This window comes from Yersinia sp. 2542 StPb PI (assembly GCF_048593855.1).
Classification (GTDB): domain Bacteria; phylum Pseudomonadota; class Gammaproteobacteria; order Enterobacterales; family Enterobacteriaceae; genus Yersinia; species Yersinia enterocolitica_E.
In genome coordinates this window covers 1-19,394 of record NZ_JAZGQA010000080.1, presented here as the reverse complement: position 1 = coordinate 19,394, position 19,394 = coordinate 1, and the positions used below count along the sequence as shown (strand labels likewise).

The following is a 19,394-nucleotide window of genomic DNA, read 5'->3' as shown; positions in this document are numbered from 1 at the left end:
GAGTATTGCTGGGAAATTAATCAGTTAAGTAGGCACTCAATAGACACATTTCCCANGANTGTTTGTTTATTGTTGATTTTCAAGGAAAAAATTATAAATTCTCTCTAGATCATCTAATTGTTTAACCTGGATTAATAATCTGCGCTGCTCTAAATCAATGACTAAAATTCCATCTTCAGATAAATTCATACTTTTTATTCGGCTATATTCAATAAAAGCATTAGCGTAGAAGAAACCGGTATTTTTAAACAATAATTTGGGCCAACGGATATAAGAGATATAAACCGCAATGAGCGCTAAACCCACTAATAAATAGGTGGTTAACGGTGCACCATTCGCCATGACATTATTGTAAATGAGGATAGCTATCAGTCCGACAAAGATGGCACAGTCGATTTTGCTTTTACGTTTTAAGTGAACTTGCAGTCGGGTCTTCCCTTTCATCATGTTCATGATGAATTCATCATAAATAGCATAAGCGAGCAGTAGGGCGATAAAAACAATTAAAACGAGATCAGTAACCGACATGCAACAACTCCCAAGATATACATCCCCATCATCTTTCAAACCACAGGTGTGTTGCTGCCACCTTCCTGCACTTTGAAATCTATTGGGCATTGGTATCTATCCTAAAAAAAACCGGGAGTAAACCCCCGGTTTTTACCAAATCTAATCAGAACATTAAGGTGCCAGGAAGCCAATCCAGTAACCGAAGATACCGATGGCGAAGAAGCCCATAATAATCCACAACGCGTTAACTTTACGACGTAATAGCCACATACAGCCGAACGTTAACAGTAATGGCACCAAACCTGGCATCAACTGGTCAAGAATGGTTTGCACCGTAGTTACTGTGGTCTGACCATTCTGATTGGTTATCTTGGATACCACCACCGGTATGTTGACGTGGGTCCACTTGTTAACCAAGGCCCCCATAACAAACAGGCCGAGGATAGACGCCCCTTCAGTCAGTTTTTGCAGCAGGCCACCGTCCATATCGCTGACGATATTGACGCCTTTTTTATAGCCATAGGCCACACCGTAATAACGGGTCAGCAAACGTACCAGGTTAAACAGTACAAAGAACAGCAATGGGCCAAGCAAACTGCCGCTCATTGCGATACCGGCACCGAGAGCTGCCAACACCGGGCGCACAGTACCCCAGAATATTGGGTCACCGACACCTGCCAGCGGCCCCATCAGACCGACTTTGATCCCGTTAATTGCCGCATCGTCAATCTCGGCACCATTGGCTTTCTGCTCTTCCATCGCCAGCGTTACGCCCAGAATTGGCGCGGCAACGAAGGGTTGGGTGTTGAAGAATTCCAAATGACGTTTGATTGCCTGCTTACGCTCTTCCGAGTTCTCAGGGTATAGACGACGGATCGCCGGCACCATTGAGAAGCAGAACCCCAGCGCCTGCATACGTTCGAAGTTCCACGACCCTTGGAAAAGGTTAGAGCGGATAAACACCCCGCGAATATCAGCAGGCGTGAGTTTCTTTTCACCAGTCGCTGTGGTTTTATCAAGCACAGTTGTTGTATCAACCATTTCTCTCACCTTTTCCTAGTCTAATTCGTTATCAAGGTCATTATTGGACGGGCCAGACTGTACAACCTGAGACTTGTTGTATTTAGGACTGAGCTGGATATAAAGAAGGGCCATAACCACACCAATAACACCCAATGCCACCAGGTTGAAGTTGGTAAATGCGGCGGTCACGAAACCTAAGTAGAAGAATGGCATCAGGTAGCCGGCACGCATCATGTTAATAACCATGGCGTAACCTACTACGACGATCATACCACCGGCGATATTCAGGCCACTGGTAACCACATCAGGAATCGAACTGAGCAGCATCTGAACTTCAGATGTCCCAACAGACAGGGCAACGATCAGGGCAGGGATAGCGATACGCATCGCCTGCAAGAACAGGGCTGAAATGTGGATCCAGGTTATCGCTCGTAGGCTGCCACGTTCGGCGGCTCCGTCGGCGGCGTGCTGGAAGGCCACAGTAATGGTACGGACGATAATGGTTAATACCTGACCGGCTGCTGCTAGCGGAATAGCCAGTGCGATACCTGCACCGATGTCTTGGCCACCTGCAATAACCAGAATAGTAGAGATAATCGAGGCTAACGCGGCATCAGGAGCTACTGCGGCCCCGATGTTCATCCAGCCGAGCGCGATCATCTCCAAGGTACCACCGATAATAATACCGGTTTTCATATCACCTAAAACCAGACCTACCAGAGTACAAGCGACCAGGGGACGGTGAAATTGGAACTCATCCAGAATGGAGCCCATCCCGGCGATACATGCAACTATGAATATCAGCACAATCTGAAGAGTTGTGATCTCCATTGTACTTCTCCTATGACCAAAAAAGCTGAGTAAAAATAACCGTGTTCCAAACAGAACAGGGCATTACCTTTCTACGTAGTTTTTAATAAAGCTATTTATTAAGTTTGCTGATTAAATCCATCATCTTGAGTCGGCTATCCGAAGAGACTTTCCGAACTTCCAGCTCAATACCACGGGCATTTAATTTATTAAAAGCTTCAATATCTTTTTCATCAACGGAGACCGCATTATTCACCTGGGTTTTACCCTGACGGAATGCCATACCACCGATATTGACTGACTTGATGTCTACACCACCCTCAACCATACGGACGACGTCAGTTGGGTTAGTAAATAACAGCATGACCCTGTCTTTGGCATATTTCGGGTTGTCATAGACGCGAATCGCTTTTTCAACATCAACGACGTGCGCGGTGACGCCGGGAGGAGCAACTTGCTTTAGCAATGTACTGCGCACTTTGTCGGCAGCAACTTCGTCGCTGACGACAATAATGCGGTTTACGTTGGTTTCTTTGGTCCAGCGGGTGGCGACCTGACCATGTATCAAACGGTCATCAATACGCGCCAACACAATCTTCATATGATCATTGGGACCTAAAGCGACGGCTGGGGCCGCGACTTTACGTGCAGCGGCAGGGGATTGCGGGTGAGTGGTAGCCACATCAGGTTCGACGGTTTTTAATGCTTTAACCCCCTCACGACCGGTTTGCACCGCGATGTTAACCAATTCAGCAAATGATGGGTTATCATCACGAGCCATAAAGGTTTCAACCAGCATCGGGATATTAACCCCGGCAACGATCTCATAATTTTCTTTATCAGTAACAATACGACTGGCAGCGTTAAACGGGCTACCACCCCAGGTATCAACCAGGAATATAACACCACTGCTGGTATCAAGCCCGGTCAATTTACCGTTGTATTTCTCAATCAACGTTTCGGCATTTTCACCGGGGACGAAATCGATATAAGCGACGTTAGCTTGCTCGCCTAAAATCATTTCAGCTGTTTTCAGCAGTTGTTCTGCCGCAGCCCCATGTGTGCCGATGATAATAGCTATACTCACTCGCTACCCCCTCTGTTAACTCAGAATTGAGTCCTAGCACGTAACAGAAAATCCAGTAATCACCCACAGCACTTCGGTATACATTGAATCTATTATGATAGTCACAATATCAGCGTACTGCTGATGATTTATTCGCAACACAAATGAATCGATTCAAGTAGGCCGCTTAATGTTGTTGGATGTGATTTATTTTAGTCAGTGAAAAAATAAATTATGTGACGCTGTTCATTTATTCGGACATGTTATGAATGATTTAGCTTACTTGGGTAATTAATCAACAGTTATATAAACGACATTGATGTATTCAGTTGGGCTGCTAGCGCCATATTAGACTTTTTGTGTTAACTATTTGTGTAATCGGTATAAAAATTGATTCATAACCACTTTTCGGCGAGGGATAAATTTCAGGTATAGAAAAATAGAAGCGCGGCTGATGATGAACCTTAAGGTGATGAGATGACTGTTTATCGTGGGTCAGGTAATAAATCCCCCTATGCTGATAAAAAAAATCCTGATAAAGTTAACGGCTCTATTAATTGTCAGGAGTTAAGGGCCTCAGCTCTCCCTATGGACTGTCACCGAAGTTACTGTTTATTTAGCGTTAATACCCAACCAGTGGGTTTAAATCTGGTTACTCAATCACGCACCTTTGCTGCGTACAATCTCACCCAATCTTTCTGCGTATCTATACTGACAACCGTGCTACGGCGTTTTGCTGTATCTGTTGCAGTGCGCACATCATCTAAATCGTGTTCTTATTTTCGGAGTCTGACATGGAATTTCTAATGGACCCCTCAATCTGGGCAGGGTTATTGACACTGGTGGTGCTGGAAATTGTTCTGGGTATTGATAACCTGGTCTTTATTGCCATTCTGGCTGATAAACTCCCCCCCAAACAAAGAGACAAAGCGCGAATTATCGGGCTGTCGCTTGCGCTGATAATGCGCCTGGGGCTGTTGTCGGTCATTTCCTGGATGGTCACGCTGACGACACCACTGTTTAGTGTCGGCAGTTTTAATTTCTCGGGGCGCGACCTTATTTTGCTGGTGGGGGGGCTGTTTTTGCTATTTAAAGCCACCACCGAGCTACATGAACGGCTGGAGGGTAACCAGCACGATGACAGTGCCAATCGAGGCTATGCCAGCTTCTGGGCGGTAGTGGCACAGATTGTGGTGCTGGATGCTGTATTCTCACTCGATGCAGTGATTACTGCGGTGGGGATGGTGAATGACTTGGCGATTATGATGACTGCGGTTGTCATCGCCATGGGCGTGATGTTGTTGGCATCGAAAACACTGACCCGATTTGTCAATGCCCACCCTACGGTGGTGGTGCTGTGTCTGAGCTTCTTGCTGATGATTGGCCTGAGTCTGATTGCTGAAGGCTTTGGTTTCCACATTCCGAAAGGCTATCTGTACGCTGCAATTGGCTTCTCTATTCTGATTGAGCTGTTTAACCAGATTGCGCGCCGTAATTTCATTAAGCATGAGTCACGCTTGCCAAGACGCCAGCGCACGGCTGAAGCCATCATTCGTTTGATGGGGGGGCGTCAGCAGCAGGAACCACAAAATGGTGACTCGCAACAGATGATACCTACCGAGGCATTTGCACAAGAAGAGCGCTATATGATAAGTGGTGTGTTGACATTGGCATCCCGCTCGATGCGTAGTGTGATGACACCACGGACAGAGATATCCTGGGTCGATTGTAATCGCTCACAAGAGGAGATCCGTGGGCAGCTCTTAGATACACCACACAGTTTGTTCCCGGTTTGTCGTGATTCATTGGATCAGATAATCGGCGTGGTTCGCGCCAAAGATCTGTTAGTTGCCATTGAGCGAGGTGACTCTATTTGTGAGTTCGCGGCGACAACGCCACCGATTGTGGTACCCGATACCATGGACGTGATTAATCTGTTGGGTGTATTACGCAAAGCAAAAGGCCGCTTAGTGGTGGTCAATGACGAATTTGGTGTGGTACAGGGTCTGGTAACACCACTTGACGTGTTGGAAGCCATTGCCGGTGAGTTCCCGGATGAAGATGAAACACCAGACATTATCACTGACGGTGATGGCTGGTTGGTGAAAGGGGGCGCGGATTTACACTCTCTGGAACAGGCTCTGGACTGTCAGGAACTGGTAAGCCCGACCGCCGATTATGCCTCACTCGCCGGGATGCTGCTGTCTCACTCAGGCCATATGCCAACCGCCGGGGATGTGGTTGAACTGCATAACCTGCGTTTTGAGATTATGGAGGTTTCGGATTACCGTATCGAGTTAGTGCGAATAACCAAACTGAATAACGAACTGGAAGAGTAAAACCGGTAATTATCAGATTGCTGAAGTGCCAGGGCCAACACGCCAGTCGTGTCGTAACGGCGTAGGTTTTAAATCTTGGCCCACCGTCTGGTAATGACAGCATTTACTATCAAAGAAAAGGGGAGCTTCGGCTCCCCTTATTGATCAATGCATCACTTACAAACGAAATTAATTACATTGCACTTTGATAGCCAGACCGCCACGGGATGTTTCGCGGTATTTAGCATTCATATCTTTACCGGTCTCAAACATGGTTTCGATAACTTTATCGAGGGAGACGCGTGGATCACTGGTGCGGCGCATCGCCATACGTGCAGAGTTAATGGCTTTTACTGATGCGATGGCATTACGTTCAATACAAGGCACTTGTACCTGGCCGGCAACCGGATCACAGGTCAGCCCCAAATTGTGTTCCATGCCAATTTCAGCGGCAATACAGACCTTTTCTGGGCTGGCACCCAGTAATTCAGCCAGACCTGCGGCTGCCATTGAGCAGGCAACGCCCACTTCACCTTGACAGCCTACTTCAGCGCCAGAAATAGAGGCATTCATTTTGTACAAAATACCGACAGCACCTGATGACAGGAAATAGCGGATAAAGATTTCCGGGGTGACCGGCTCAATAAAGTGGTCGTAATAGGCCAGCACTGCGGGGACGATACCGCAAGCGCCGTTGGTTGGTGCGGTAACAACACGCCCGCCCGCCGCATTTTCTTCATTAACTGCCAGTGCAAACATATTGACCCAATCAATAACGTTCATTGGATCACTGGACAGGCTATCGGAAGAGACTAGCAGGCGGCGCAATGCGGAGGCACGGCGCGGTACACGCAGAGGACCCGGTAATACGCCCTCGGTGTTCAGACCGCGATCAATACAGGCGCGCATGGTCTGCCAGATAGCGGTGAAATAGGCTTCAATCTCTTCTTTGCTGTGCATCGCCAGCTCATTCTGCATCACCATACCGGAGATAGACATGCCGGTTTGCTTGCAGTTTGCCAGAATTTCTTCAGCAGAATTAAATGGATAGGGCACGCTGACGGCATTTACCGCAGCTTTGCCGAAATGCTCTTCATCAACGATGAAACCACCACCGATTGAATAATAAGTTTTGCTCAGGACTTTCTCATCACCGGCAAAGGCGTGGATTTGCATGCCATTTTCGTGCAGTGGCAGATTATCGCTGCGGAACACCATTCCGCCTTCCCGTGGGAAATCAACTTCACGCAACCCATTGGCAAGCATCAATTTCTGGCTTAATCCCACATCACGGATAAAGGCTGGGATGCTGTCGATATCCACGGTGTCAGGCATATTGCCGGCTAACCCCATAATAATGGCGATATCGGTGTGATGACCTTTCCCTGTCAATGAGAGTGAGCCGTAAACATCAACGGCAACACGCGTGACAGATGGCATCAGGCCCTGAGTCACCAGCAAATCAGCAAACTCCTTGCCAGCTTTCATTGGCCCAACAGTATGAGAGCTGGAGGGACCGATACCAATCTTAAACATGTCAAAAACGCTAATCACGCTATAACTCCTTAACAACGCATTTTGTTATTCCCAGTGCATATGAATGTGACTGAGAATATCTATATTAAGTATAAGAGTTCTGTGGATAGCAGCAGGTTACTTCGCATGATAAATATTTAAACATGAAGTATTGCCATCACAGACCCTTGTTTATTTGGGTCCTACTGGTGTTAGCCGCATTGATTTGATGCCGCAACAGTTACATATCACGATCAATTTAGGGCTAAAAAACGATCAAAAACCATATGAAATTAACTACATATGGTGTCCGCCTGTGTTATCACCCACGAACTAAATCGAGAACAGCTTAGGATGACATCAGTAGCGCTCACTATCAGGTTTTAACCTTACATTTTTAGTGGTTTATAGTGATGAATGTTATTTTACAGATATTTCATAACGCTGACAGGCCAGTTTACAGTTTTTTTAAAATGGTTGTGCAGGGAAAATAGAGTAAAAATCGATGTGATGGGGTGATAGGGATCGCTTTATGCTGTAATTCAGCTTTTTTAGCGGCAACGCTGTGAGGTATGTCACTCATTACCCATGCTTGAGTGATGGTTTTAGATTAAATACTCACCTGTTGTGCCAGCCGCCGGATAATTGCCGCCGTCAAGCCCCAGACAAACTGGCTCTCATACCAAGAAAGATAGACCCGGTGATTGACACCTCCACGATGTATATCCAGAGAATAGTAGCGTGAAAGGCTAAGCGCCTCGTGTAAGGGCATTTCAAACAGACCAGCCACCTCTTCTTCATTAGCATGAAAGGCAATATTAGCGGGGATCAAACCAACAATCGGGGTGACCTGATAACCACTGGAACTGTCTAATGGCGCCAGTTGCCCGAGGACATGTACCGCCGAAGCAGGAATAGCGACCTCTTCTTGCGCTTCACGCAGTGCGGTATCAATCAGTGAACTGTCTTCCCTATCTGCTTTGCCGCCGGGGAAGGCGACCTGACCGGCATGTTTACGCAGATGATCAGAGCGCCGTGTCAGCAGCAAAGTAGGCTCTGGTCGACAAATTATCGGAATTAAAACCGCGGCATGGTGGCTATTGGCCGTAAAGCTGCCAGCTTGGGGCAGTTGCAGTTGAAACCGGCTGATAAATTCAGATAAAGTTTGCCCGATAAATAATTCACTCACAGAATGGCTCGCTTATAAGCTGTCTTTTTCAAAGCCAGGCATTTCCAGTTGCGGCAAAATGCGGGCGATTTTATCAAATGTTTCCTGATATTCAGCCTGCTCCTGGCTATCAGCCACAATTCCTCCACCGGCAGAACAATAGATTTTGCCGTTTTCGGTCAACAGCGTGCGGATGGTGATGTTGGTATCCATCGTACCACAGCAACTAATATAGCCAATGTTACCGCAATAGGCATTGCGCCGCTGTGGCTCCAGTTGTTCGATGATCTCCATGGCACGAATCTTCGGTGCTCCGGTTATTGAACCACCGGGGAAGCAGGCTCGAAGCAGCGCCGTCGCCGGGCATTCAGCAGGCAGGGTCGCGGTAATGGTGCTAACTAAATGGTGCACTGCCGGGAAAGGCTCAACGACAAATAACTCAGGCACCCGCACGCTACCGGGTTGCGCTACACGGCCGATATCGTTGCGCAGCAGGTCCACTATCATCAGATTTTCAGCCTGATCTTTCGGTGAGTTAGCTAAGCGTTCAGCCTGCAAGCGGTCCTGCTCGGGGTGCTCCAAACGTGGCAGTGTGCCCTTGATCGGGCGGGTTTGAATGTGATGGTTTTCCAGCCATAAAAAGCGCTCCGGCGAGACACTCAGTATGGCGTTGTATGGCAAGCGGATAAAGGCCGAAAACGGTGCGCGATTACTGCGACTCAACGACAGAAAGGCTTGCCATTCATCACCTTGATATTCAGCACTGAATCTCTGTGCCAGATTAATTTGATAACAGTCACCACTGTGTAGGTACTCTTGAATCTGGCGGAATTTTTCGCCATATTCCGCTCGTGACATATTGGCCTGCCATGGGCTGGTCAGTGTGAATGGCTGGGGAGCTTCAGGACTCTGTTGTTGCTGTAGCCAGAGTAGGCGCTGCTCGGCATCCCCGTGACACACCAGCGTCAGCTTCTGCAAATGATGGTCGGCAATCAGCGCCCAGTCATACAAGCCGACCGCCATATCCGGTAATGCGATATCTTGTTCGGCCAGTGTCGGCAACTTCTCAACTCGACGGCCCAGGTCATAACCAAATAACCCCAATGCGCCGCCCAGAAATGGCAGGTCGGGGTGTGATGGCAGTGGCAAGGCGAATTTATCGAGCTGCTGCTGTAATAAACAGAAGGGATCTGCCGGGGAGCAGACTCGGCCGTGCGCGCTGATTATCTCCGTTTGCTGGCCCCGGGTGGTGAGTGTTACCTGCGGGTCAGCGACCAATATATCAAAACGATTATGGGCATGTTCTGCGAATCCCGAATGCAGTAGCATTGCCCAGCTTTGATTGGCGAGTGGAGCAAATTGTTGGAGCAGGGCGTCAGGCTGATAAGGCAAGGCTTTGATGGTCAGGGATTTCTCACTCATGAGTCACTATTCTTTTCTTTCGGATGGACATATTGGGGGCGCGATGACGCAGTTCGCAGCGAGCCGCAGGGAAGATTAGCATAAATTGGCGGGCGGGTCGTCTGGGGCAGTCAATTCACCGCAGACCCGAATAAACAGGTATACTTAATCAATTATATGTTGGAGATGAATCAATGCTAGCGGGTATGCCTTCACTTTCCCATGAGGAACAGCAAGAAGCTGTCGAACGTATTCACAAATTCATGTCGGAAGGTATGAGCAGTGGTGAAGCGATCGCACTGGTGGCCGCAGAAATCCGTGAGCGGCACCAAGATGATCCACAAGCCATGGCTATCTTTGAAGATACTGATTTTGATGATCATGATGAATCTGATTATCGCCGTGATAATGAGCAAGATGCGGATGACATTGAGGATCCGTACGAGGGATAACCTCGGGATAGCAACGGATTAAACCCGCCGTTAATTGGCGGGTTTTTTTATGGGATAACCAGATGAACGGGCTGAGGGTTACCCACTGACCACGACAGCCGCTGCGGCTCGTTTCGCTACTTCGATGGCGGTAGTGATATCATCAGCGACGGCCAGCGCCACCCCTAAACGCCGTTTGCCGGCAATGTCAGGTTTACCAAATAAGCGAATTTGCGTATCACCAGCCAAAGCAGTTTCTAAGCCATGATAAGCAATATTCTGGCTGGTCAATTCAGGTAAAATAACCGCTGAAGCGGCCGCGCCATATTGACGGATAGTGCCAATCGGGAAACCAAGAAATGCCCGGACATGTAATGCGAACTCAGACATATTTTGTGAAATTAACGTCACCATGCCGGTATCGTGCGGGCGCGGTGACACTTCACTGAAAATCACTTCATCGCCACAAACAAATAATTCCACGCCAAATAAGCCATAACCGCCGAGAGCTTTCACCACCTGAGACGCGATCGCTTTTGCACGCGCCAATGCGGTCTCACTCATCACCTGTGGCTGCCAGGACTCACGGTAGTCGCCATCTTCCTGACGGTGGCCAATAGGCGCACAAAAATGGATGCCATCAACAGCATTGATTGTCAGCAGGGTAATTTCAAAATCAAAACGAACCAAGCCTTCAACAATCACTCTGCCACCCCCGGCGCGGCCACCTTGTTGGGCATAATCCCAGGCGGTTTGCAGTTGATCAGCATGGCGGATCAGGCTTTGGCCTTTACCGGAAGAACTCATTACTGGCTTAACGATACAGGGATAACCCACTTCACTAACGGCCTGACGGAATGCGCTATCAGTGTCGGCGAAACGGTAGCTAGAGGTTGGCAATTGCAGGGTTTCTGCCGCTAAACGGCGAATGCCTTCACGGTTCATCGTCAGCCGGGTTGCCTCGGCACAAGGCACGACCCGTTGGCCTATCTTCTCGAGTTCAACCAGCATATCGGTGGCGATAGCTTCTATTTCCGGCACGATATAGTGCGGTTTTTCCTGTTCGACCAACTGTTTCAGCGCCGAGCCATCCAGCATATTAATGACATGGCTGCGATGGGCAACATGCATGGCGGGTGCATCTGCATAGCGATCCACGGCAATCACTTCCAGCCCCAGTCTTTGGCATTCGATAGCCACTTCTTTACCCAACTCGCCAGAGCCAAGCAACATGACACGGGTAGCGCCTGGGCGCAGAGCGGTTCCAATAGTTAGCATAGTTAGGTACCTACATCAGTGGGATAGTTGCACATTTATTTGTCGCGCGATCAATTTTACGGGCGCCAGTATACGGCAAAATGGCAACGAAAACGATTGCGTATCTGGCGAATGGCAGTGAGTCGATATCAATATATGCGCAGCGCATTGCGTATTTGGTCTGTTTTTTGCGGTTTAACTCCGGCAATGCCCCCATTTCTGGTATTATCGCGCCAAAATCTTGCGCTTGCCTTCAGGCTGTCGCTGCCATTCCATCCAGTTATAAGAGTTACTGCCGTGAGCACAACTTCCTTTTCTTCCCTGACGCTGCCTGCTGAGCAGTTGTCCAATCTTAATGAACTTGGCTATACCGAGATGACACCGGTACAGGCCGCGGCTTTACCGGCAATCCTCAACGGGCAGGATGTCCGGGCGAAAGCCAAAACCGGCAGTGGCAAAACTGCGGCATTCGGTATTGGTTTACTCGATAAAATTGCGGTCGGTGAGTTTGTTACCCAGGCATTGGTACTGTGCCCGACCCGCGAATTGGCTGATCAGGTCAGCAAAGAGTTGCGCCGCTTGGCCCGTTTCACGCAAAACATTAAAATCCTGACCTTGTGCGGTGGCCAACCGATGGGGCATCAATTGGATTCACTGGTACATGCGCCACACATTGTTGTGGGCACGCCGGGGCGTATTCAGGAGCATTTGCGTAAGAAAACACTGGTACTGGAAGATCTTAAGATTCTGGTATTGGATGAGGCTGATCGCATGCTGGATATGGGCTTTACCGATGCCATCGACGATGTCATTGCCTATACCCCGCCACAGCGCCAAACCCTACTGTTCTCAGCCACCTATCCGGTCGGTATCGAACGAATCAGTGCGCGAGTTCAACGCCAACCAATCAATGTTGAAGTTGATGATGGCGATGAAGTTCCTGCCATTGAGCAGGTGTTCTTTGAAACCACCCGCGAAAAACGTTTGCCGCTACTGATATCAGTTCTCAGTCATTATCAGCCGAGTTCTTGTGTGGTTTTCTGTAACACCAAGAAAGATTGCCAAAGTGTCTATGAAGCATTGGAATCTCGTGGAATCAGTGTGCTGGCTTTGCATGGTGACTTAGAACAACGTGACCGTGATCAGGTGCTGGTGCGTTTTGCCAACCGCAGTTGTCGTGTGCTGGTGGCAACCGATGTAGCAGCCCGAGGCCTGGACATTAAAGATCTGGCGCTGGTGGTTAACTTTGAGCTGGCCTTTGACCCAGAGGTTCACGTGCACCGTATTGGTCGTACTGGTCGGGCAGGGATGAGTGGTCTGGCGGTTAGCTTGTGTACACCACAAGAGATGTCCCGCGCGCATGCCATTGAAGATTATCTGCAAATAAAACTGAAATGGACCCCGGCGGAACAGGTGAGCCGTAGTGCTAACGCGATGCTAGAGCCTGAAATGGTCACGTTATGCATTGATGGTGGGCGCAAAGCAAAAATTCGTCCAGGTGATATTTTGGGTGCTTTAACCGGTGAGGCCGGTCTGACCGCCGCTGACGTCGGTAAGATTGATATGTTCCCAGTCCATGCCTATGTTGCAATCCGTAAAGCCAGTGCCAAACGTGCCTTACAGCAATTACAACAAGGCAAGATTAAAGGCAAAAACTGCAAAGCCCGTTTATTGAAATAATTACACGAAGGGGAGATGACTGTTGCATCCCCCCGACAACTCACATTATACTGTTTATATGTACAGTTACTTGTGGGCGTGAAAGACATGAAAAGGACATACAGCAATGGCCGTTGAAATAAAATTCGTCGTGGTAAGACAGGGTGAGGAAAAAATGACTTTCACAACCAAAAAAGAAGCCGATGCTTACGATAAAATGCTGGATTTGGCTGACAATTTGTCTGAGTGGCTGTCACAGGCTCCCTTAACCCTTGAAGAAGATCAACGCGAGGCGCTGAGTTTCTTCCTGGCAGAAAATAAAGAGGCTTTGGGGCAAATTCTTCGAGGTGCTAACCCTGCGGCTCCTGTCGATGGGCAAGCAAAAGTGAAAGCGGAAAAGAATGTGCCAGAGAAAAAAAACAAATCTGAAGAAAATCAAGCCGCTTAATTTGCCAACTTTCAGCAGAAAGTGAAAAAGGGATCTAAAATGAATCGTGAAATCACCTTCTTTAGCCGATTTGAGGCGGATATTCTGGCAGATCGTAAGACGATCACCATCCGGGATAGCAGTGAATCCGATTTCCGCCCAGGGGAAACCTTGCGCGTATGTCGCAATGAAGATGGCGTATTCTTCTGCCACATTATGGTCAAATCAGTCACGCCAATCACGCTGGAGGCACTGTCTGACCGTCATGCGGAGCAAGAAAATATGTCATTGGATGAGCTGAAAAAGGTGATTAAGGAGATCTATCCTGGGCTGGAACAGTTTTATGTGATTGAATTTACGCGGTGTTAATTAAACGGCGTTATCATTATTACCCTGCAACGCTGTTCACTCTGTAACCTACCTTTCAATCATCGTTCCTGCCATAGGATAGAAATAATAATATTTGGAGGAATGATGAGAAAGACAGGATTAGCCTTGGTATTGATCACTGCATTGGCGGGTATCACCAGTGGTGTACAGGCCCAAGAGCCGCGAGTAGCGAAATTACCTGCTTGCCCCGGTTTAAACCAATCTCAGGTAGCAACGCAGGTTAAGCGAGATTTTCTGCAAAACAGAATTACGCGTTGGGAAGCGGATAAGAAACAATTGGGTACTGATAGCCCGGTGGTTTGGATTAGCGCGGTAGACATTACAGGCCAGGATGATGTCTGGCAGGTTCCAATGACTGTTCGTGGTAACAAAGGTGACAAAACCTACCAAGTGGTACTTGACTGCAAAGCTGGCAGCATTACCTATAATGGCCCTAAATAGGTATACCTCTCATTAGTAATTGACTCAAATAGGTCTGGGTAGAATAACGTCTGCATAAAGTTAATTGCTGCCAAACAGGTGCTGGAGGAAACGTATCTGGTACCTGTTTATCCCCCCTCACGGCGGATACCCTCTCAGGTCTCTTTTATAATCATATTTATCATTTAATTAGCTCCCTTCAGCTAAATTATAAGCATATGCTGGTACTTGGCATCCACAGGTAATCGTGTCACTCTCGCGTTAACGAACACAGATGGATAACTCAACCAATGACCATACCTCCAAAGGCCGATAAACGCCCTTATCCAATAACTATGCACGGCGATACCCGTGTAGATGACTATTATTGGCTACGTGATGACCAGCGTACTGACGCCGATGTTCTGAACTACTTGCAAGCTGAAAATGATTTCACCAACGCAGTGTTGCAGCCACAGCAACCTTTGCGAGAAACCCTGTATCAAGAGATGGTTTCGCGAATTCCGCCACAGGAAGAATCAGTCCCCTATATCCGCAACGGCTATCGCTATCAGACGCGTTTTGAGCCGGGTAATGAATATGCTATTTACGTGCGTCAACCGGTTTGGGCTGATAGCAGTTGGGAAACGTTATTGGATGGCAACCAACGGGCAGCGGACAGTGAGTTTTATACCTTGGGTGGGTTGGATGTTAGCCCGGATAATCATCTATTAGCGGTTGCAGAGGATTTCTTATCGCGTCGCCAATATGATATCCGGGTGAAACATTTGCAAAGTGATGTTTGGCACGAAGAAGTTATCAGCAATACCTCAGGTAGTTTTGAGTGGGCCAATGATTCAAAAACGCTCTATTACGTGCGCAAACATGAAAAAACATTACTGCCTTATCAAGTATATCGCCATGTAGTAGGAACCGACCCTCAATTGGACCAACTTATTTATCAGGAAACCGACGATACATTTTATGTTGGGCTGGAAAAAACCACCTCTGAACGTTTCATTGTTATTAATCTGAGCAGTACCACTACATCTGAAATCTTGTTGCTGGATGCTGATAAGCCTGAATCCGCACCACAGATGTTTGCACCGCGCCGTAAAGACCATGAATACGGGTTGGACCACTATAAGCAACATTTTTATTTACGCTCAAATAAAGATGGCAAGAATTTCGGTTTGTACAAAATAGCCGAAGAAGGTAAGGAACAACGTGATTTTGCCGATGAATCTCAATGGGTGTCATTAATCGCGCCAACAACTGATGTTATGTTGGAGGGCTTCAGCCTATTTCGTGATTGGTTGGTAGTGGAAGAGCGTAGTGAAGGGCTGACGCATTTACGACAGATTCACTGGGCCACTGACGAAGAGAAATACATTACTTTTGATGACCCAACCTATGTTACCTGGCTGGCTTATAACCCCGAGCCAGAAACAGAATTGCTGCGCTATGGCTACTCCTCTATGACCACACCAAGTTCAATGTTTGAACTTAATATGGATACAGGTACGCGCCAGCTACTGAAGCAGCAAGAAGTGAAGAATTTCACCCCGGAAAAGTATCGCAGCGAGCGGATATGGGTCACTGCAACCGACGGCGTAAAAGTGCCGGTTTCATTGGTTTATCACCAAGATCACTTTGTTTCAGGCAGTAATCCACTGTTGGTTTATGGCTATGGCTCATATGGCAGCAGTATGGATCCCGCATTCAGTGGTAGCCGATTAAGCCTATTGGATCGTGGTTTTGTCTTCGCTCTGGCTCATATTCGGGGCGGCGGAGAATTGGGGCAGCAGTGGTATGAAGACGGTAAATTGCTCAACAAGTTAAATACTTTCAACGATTTTATCGATGTTACCAAAGCACTGATAACTGAGGGTTATGGTGATGCTAACCGTGTATTTGCCATGGGAGGCAGTGCTGGTGGCTTGTTGATGGGGACGGTCATCAATCAGGAACCCGGGTTATATAAAGGCGTAGTGGCACAGGTGCCGTTTGTTGATGTGGTAACCACAATGTTGGATGAATCGATTCCTCTCACCACTGGCGAGTATGATGAATGGGGCAACCCGAACGATAAGGCGTATTACGACTATATTAAGCAATACAGTCCTTATGATCAGGTAAAGGCTCAGGATTACCCGCACATGCTGGTGACTACCGGCTTACATGATTCACAGGTTCAATACTGGGAACCGGCAAAGTGGGTCGCCAAGCTGCGTGAAATGAAAACGGATGACCACCAATTATTGCTCTACACCGATATGGATTCAGGTCATGGCGGTAAATCAGGCCGTTTCAAAGCGTATGAAGACATCGCTTTGGAATATGCATTCATACTGGCTTTGGCTTAATCTAGTCAGGGATATTACGTCAGGTAATAGGTCAGGGTATGGCGCATATCTGGCGTAAGGTCAGTTATTGAAGCTAACATCCAACGCAGATAGTCCGGGTCTTGCCGGGCTATCTGTTCAATGCTTTTGCCCCGGTATTTCCCAAATTTAAATGTCTGTAATAACAGCGGCTGCTGTGTCATCTCGGCCATTTGTTCGGCGTTCCAACCAGAGTCTTGCATAATGCGCTGTAATAGCGCCGCAGTGACATAGCAGTCGTATAAAGCACGATGCGGGTATAGATTATCCGGTACTGAAACATTCAGTCGCAAAGCGTAACGCAGATATTGATTACTGTGCTTAATGTCAGGATAGAGCATTCGTGCCAGCTTAAGCGTGCAAATCCATTGGCCGCCCATCTCCGGTAATACCCCACGATCAAAAGGCGCATTATGGGCAACATAATATGGGCTGCCTTGATATCTTCTAATCGCAACCGCAATTCGTGGTTTGCCTTCGACCATTTCTTCAGTGATATGGTGGATTACCATCGCATCAATGCTGATTGGTCGGTCTGGACTAATCAGATCACTCATAGGGTTAGCCAATGCTCCATCAACTAAATCAATAGAAGCAACCTCAACAATCCCACCGGCTAAACCACAGGTTTCGGTATCGATAACACGAAAATACATTTCTATCTCCCACCGACTATTGCTAAATAATAGCAACAAAAAACCCGCCTAATATGGCGGGTTGACTGACGAGACGAAAAGCCCGTTTATTCTGCGCTGGTAGAAGATGACTTCTTAGCGCGTTTCTCCGCTTTTTTCTCAGCTGGAGTTTTTAGTGGCTTTTTCTTCGCGTTCTTTTTGCTGTCCATTCCCTTACTCATGGCTTGCCTCTCTTTACCTTCGGTTAGGTTGGTACGCCCACCTATTAACCACCTTATGAGGGTAAGTTGCAAGGAGATAAAGCATCAATGCAATTAATCTATTGTTTAACAACAGTATTATTAAATCTTAATCTATCTTGTTACCGTTTAAATCGTGTTATCCCGAGGATATAACTGCGCAGAATGCATTGAGATATGGCGTAATTATCGCCAGTTGGAGGAATTAATTGGCTGATTGGCGTAAATGTGATGTTTTATCGTTGACCCTGCGTGCTGTATAGGCTTTGATAACTTTAATGTCTAATAACAAACATGGAAAAATAATGGAACAATTACGTGGGCTTTATCCAGCGTATGAACCCTACGACAGTGGTTTATTAGACACCGGCGATGGGCATCAGATTTATTGGGAACTCTGTGGCAACCCAGAAGGTAAACCAGCTGTATTTATACATGGTGGACCGGGAGGGGGTATTGCACCTTATCACCGGCAACTTTTTAACCCTAAAAAATATAAAGTGCTGCTGTTTGATCAACGTGGATGTGGTCGTTCAAAACCCCACGCCAGTCTGGACAATAATACAACCTGGCATTTGGTCGATGATATCGAACGGCTACGCAAAATGGCGGATGTAGATAAGTGGCTAATCTTTGGTGGTTCATGGGGCTCAACACTCGCATTGGCTTATGGTGAAACACACCCCGAACGGGTCAGTGAGATGGTTCTGCGTGGAATTTTCACACTGCGCAAAAAAGAGTTGAATTGGTACTACCAGGATGGGGCCTCTCGTTTTTTCCCAGATAAATGGCAACGTATACTTTCCATTTTATCGCCAGAAGAACGGAGTGATGTTACTGCTGCTTACCGTAAGCGGCTGACATCACCTGACAAGGCGGTACAACTGGAGGCTGCCAAAATTTGGAGTTTATGGGAAGGTGAAACTGTTACATTATTACCGACCAAAAGCTCTGCTTCCTTTGGCGAAGATGATTTTGCTCTGGCCTTTGCCCGTATTGAAAATCACTATTTTACCCATCTAGGTTTTTTAGACAGTGATAACCAATTGTTGGATAACGTGACACGTATTCGTCACATTCCAGCAGTTATTATTCATGGTCGATATGATATGGCGTGCCAGCCACAGAATGCCTGGGATTTAGCACAAGCCTGGCCAGAGGCTGAATTGCATATTGTCGAAGGTGCTGGGCATTCCTTTGATGAGCCAGGAATTCTGCACCAGTTGATTCTGGCTACAGATAGATTTGCGCGTAAGTCATAATTGTCTTATTCGGTTCACTCCCGCAACTTGATACCTGCGGGAGCTTTTCGTCGCTTACTTTATCTTGGGCTCATAGGGTAAACGTGAGAATTTAATTGATTCAGCACGGTAGTGAGCTAAGCGTTGTAAAAAATACTCACGCAGTTCTTCCGGCTGTTCCCGGGCGATCATTTCAGCAATCACTGGCATATTGTAACGCTCTTTAAACGCCACGCCTGAAGCGGCTAAATCAACATTCATTTTTGCCGTTTCTTCGTCAGAAAGCTCCGTCAGATTATATCCCATCGTTTTCTCCTTCTTAGGCTGTGGGGGGTATGGCGCAAAAGGTAATGCAGGTAACGTGGATTGGCAAGTAGCGGATGTGACCAAACCATCACATTAATCGGTTATCTGTATTGGGATAATATTAATACCCACTGTAATTAATTATTACTTTAAGGTGAAAATCAAATAATAATCATTCCCTTTAGTATTTCGTCGGTAATGTGAATGATTCTTAT

18 protein-coding genes are annotated in these 19,394 nt (G+C 47.4%); 8 read left to right on the top strand and 10 right to left on the bottom strand.

The features are described 5' to 3' along the window. Positions 1 to 66 precede the first annotated feature (66 nt). The 4 genes from V1952_RS11780 to manX form a co-directional block, all read right to left on the bottom strand. Positions 67 to 528, bottom strand: coding sequence for a DUF986 family protein (locus V1952_RS11780; protein WP_420074786.1), 462 nt, complete (start codon positions 526 to 528; stop codon positions 67 to 69). Positions 529 to 681: 153 nt separating this feature from the next. Next, positions 682 to 1,551, bottom strand: coding sequence for a PTS mannose transporter subunit IID (locus V1952_RS11775; RefSeq protein WP_083158592.1), 870 nt, complete (start codon positions 1,549 to 1,551; stop codon positions 682 to 684). Positions 1,552 to 1,566: 15 nt separating this feature from the next. After that, a complete protein-coding gene (locus V1952_RS11770; RefSeq protein WP_004701713.1) occupies positions 1,567 to 2,364 on the bottom strand; it encodes a PTS mannose/fructose/sorbose transporter subunit IIC in 798 nt (265 codons plus the stop codon). A 91-nt stretch (positions 2,365 to 2,455) separates the two neighbouring features. Continuing rightward, the gene (manX, locus tag V1952_RS11765; protein ID WP_420074785.1) at positions 2,456 to 3,430 is read right to left on the bottom strand and encodes a PTS mannose transporter subunit IIAB; all 975 of its coding nucleotides are present in this window, start codon (positions 3,428 to 3,430) and stop codon (positions 2,456 to 2,458) included. Positions 3,431 to 4,203: 773 nt separating this feature from the next. On the opposite strand from manX, the gene V1952_RS11760 reads away from it, so the two are divergent. After that, positions 4,204 to 5,748, top strand: a complete 1,545-nt coding sequence (locus V1952_RS11760; protein ID WP_420074784.1) for a TerC family protein — start codon at positions 4,204 to 4,206, stop codon at positions 5,746 to 5,748. Positions 5,749 to 5,916: 168 nt separating this feature from the next. Here the strand turns inward: V1952_RS11760 and V1952_RS11755 are convergent, their stop codons facing one another. From V1952_RS11755 to pabB, 3 genes are all read right to left on the bottom strand, one after another. Next, positions 5,917 to 7,281 (bottom strand): L-serine ammonia-lyase, encoded by a 1,365-nt coding sequence (locus V1952_RS11755; protein WP_083158595.1) that lies wholly within the window; start codon positions 7,279 to 7,281, stop codon positions 5,917 to 5,919. A gap of 571 nt (positions 7,282 to 7,852) precedes the next feature. Then, a complete protein-coding gene (locus tag V1952_RS11750) occupies positions 7,853 to 8,431 on the bottom strand; it encodes a CoA pyrophosphatase (protein WP_083158596.1) in 579 nt (192 codons plus the stop codon). A 12-nt stretch (positions 8,432 to 8,443) separates the two neighbouring features. Then, positions 8,444 to 9,832: an aminodeoxychorismate synthase component 1 gene (gene pabB / locus V1952_RS11745; protein ID WP_420074783.1), complete on the bottom strand. Its 1,389-nt coding sequence runs from the start codon at positions 9,830 to 9,832 to the stop codon at positions 8,444 to 8,446. 173 nt (positions 9,833 to 10,005) lie between these two features. Here pabB and V1952_RS11740 point away from each other — a divergent pair, with 173 nt between their 5' ends. Continuing rightward, positions 10,006 to 10,263: a YoaH family protein gene (locus V1952_RS11740; protein WP_083158598.1), complete on the top strand. Its 258-nt coding sequence runs from the start codon at positions 10,006 to 10,008 to the stop codon at positions 10,261 to 10,263. Between the two features lie 78 nt (positions 10,264 to 10,341). On the opposite strand, the gene purT is transcribed toward V1952_RS11740, so the two are convergent. Further along, positions 10,342 to 11,520: a formate-dependent phosphoribosylglycinamide formyltransferase gene (gene purT / locus V1952_RS11735; protein WP_420074782.1), complete on the bottom strand. Its 1,179-nt coding sequence runs from the start codon at positions 11,518 to 11,520 to the stop codon at positions 10,342 to 10,344. Between the two features lie 276 nt (positions 11,521 to 11,796). Here purT and dbpA point away from each other — a divergent pair, with 276 nt between their 5' ends. From dbpA to V1952_RS11710, 5 genes are all read left to right on the top strand, one after another. Next, positions 11,797 to 13,179, top strand: coding sequence for an ATP-dependent RNA helicase DbpA (gene dbpA / locus V1952_RS11730; RefSeq protein WP_372559206.1), 1,383 nt, complete (start codon positions 11,797 to 11,799; stop codon positions 13,177 to 13,179). Positions 13,180 to 13,285: 106 nt separating this feature from the next. Beyond that, positions 13,286 to 13,606 carry a YebG family protein gene (locus V1952_RS11725; RefSeq protein WP_420071382.1) on the top strand — a complete coding sequence of 107 codons (321 nt, stop codon included), beginning with the start codon at positions 13,286 to 13,288 and terminating at the stop codon, positions 13,604 to 13,606. A 39-nt stretch (positions 13,607 to 13,645) separates the two neighbouring features. Beyond that, positions 13,646 to 13,954 (top strand): N(4)-acetylcytidine aminohydrolase, encoded by a 309-nt coding sequence (gene yqfB, locus V1952_RS11720; RefSeq protein WP_083158603.1) that lies wholly within the window; start codon positions 13,646 to 13,648, stop codon positions 13,952 to 13,954. Positions 13,955 to 14,059: 105 nt separating this feature from the next. After that, positions 14,060 to 14,416 carry a protein YebF gene (gene yebF, locus V1952_RS11715; RefSeq protein WP_265331620.1) on the top strand — a complete coding sequence of 119 codons (357 nt, stop codon included), beginning with the start codon at positions 14,060 to 14,062 and terminating at the stop codon, positions 14,414 to 14,416. A 269-nt stretch (positions 14,417 to 14,685) separates the two neighbouring features. After that, the gene (locus V1952_RS11710) at positions 14,686 to 16,740 is read left to right on the top strand and encodes a S9 family peptidase (RefSeq protein ID WP_420071381.1); all 2,055 of its coding nucleotides are present in this window, start codon (positions 14,686 to 14,688) and stop codon (positions 16,738 to 16,740) included. A 14-nt stretch (positions 16,741 to 16,754) separates the two neighbouring features. On the opposite strand, the gene exoX is transcribed toward V1952_RS11710, so the two are convergent. Continuing rightward, on the bottom strand, positions 16,755 to 17,414 hold the full coding sequence (gene exoX / locus V1952_RS11705) for an exodeoxyribonuclease X (protein ID WP_420071380.1): 660 nt from the start codon (positions 17,412 to 17,414) through the stop codon (positions 16,755 to 16,757). A gap of 523 nt (positions 17,415 to 17,937) precedes the next feature. Between exoX and pip the strand changes: the two genes are divergently transcribed. Beyond that, entirely contained in the window at positions 17,938 to 18,894 is a 957-nt protein-coding gene (pip, locus tag V1952_RS11700) for a prolyl aminopeptidase (protein ID WP_372559201.1), read from the top strand. Positions 18,895 to 18,948: 54 nt separating this feature from the next. On the opposite strand, the gene V1952_RS11695 is transcribed toward pip, so the two are convergent. Beyond that, positions 18,949 to 19,179, bottom strand: a complete 231-nt coding sequence (locus tag V1952_RS11695) for a DNA polymerase III subunit theta (protein ID WP_083158608.1) — start codon at positions 19,177 to 19,179, stop codon at positions 18,949 to 18,951. Positions 19,180 to 19,394 lie beyond the last annotated feature (215 nt).

Bases quoted from the DNA above. Each gene is read 5' to 3' on its own strand.
- purT (WP_420074782.1), bottom strand. From the start codon at position 11,520: ATGCTAACTATTGGAACCGCTCTGCGCCCAGGCGCTACCCGTGTCATG.
- exoX (WP_420071380.1), bottom strand. From the start codon at position 17,414: ATGTATTTTCGTGTTATCGATACCGAAACCTGTGGTTTAGCCGGTGGG.
- V1952_RS11695 (WP_083158608.1), bottom strand. From the start codon at position 19,179: ATGGGATATAATCTGACGGAGCTTTCTGACGAAGAAACGGCAAAAATG.
- V1952_RS11760 (WP_420074784.1), top strand. From the start codon at position 4,204: ATGGAATTTCTAATGGACCCCTCAATCTGGGCAGGGTTATTGACACTG.
- pip (WP_372559201.1), top strand. From the start codon at position 17,938: ATGGAACAATTACGTGGGCTTTATCCAGCGTATGAACCCTACGACAGT.
- V1952_RS11780 (WP_420074786.1), bottom strand. From the start codon at position 528: ATGTCGGTTACTGATCTCGTTTTAATTGTTTTTATCGCCCTACTGCTC.
- V1952_RS11775 (WP_083158592.1), bottom strand. From the start codon at position 1,551: ATGGTTGATACAACAACTGTGCTTGATAAAACCACAGCGACTGGTGAA.
- yqfB (WP_083158603.1), top strand. From the start codon at position 13,646: ATGAATCGTGAAATCACCTTCTTTAGCCGATTTGAGGCGGATATTCTG.
- V1952_RS11710 (WP_420071381.1), top strand. From the start codon at position 14,686: ATGACCATACCTCCAAAGGCCGATAAACGCCCTTATCCAATAACTATG.
- yebF (WP_265331620.1), top strand. From the start codon at position 14,060: ATGAGAAAGACAGGATTAGCCTTGGTATTGATCACTGCATTGGCGGGT.
- V1952_RS11740 (WP_083158598.1), top strand. From the start codon at position 10,006: ATGCTAGCGGGTATGCCTTCACTTTCCCATGAGGAACAGCAAGAAGCT.
- pabB (WP_420074783.1), bottom strand. From the start codon at position 9,832: ATGAGTGAGAAATCCCTGACCATCAAAGCCTTGCCTTATCAGCCTGAC.
- V1952_RS11725 (WP_420071382.1), top strand. From the start codon at position 13,286: ATGGCCGTTGAAATAAAATTCGTCGTGGTAAGACAGGGTGAGGAAAAA.
- V1952_RS11770 (WP_004701713.1), bottom strand. From the start codon at position 2,364: ATGGAGATCACAACTCTTCAGATTGTGCTGATATTCATAGTTGCATGT.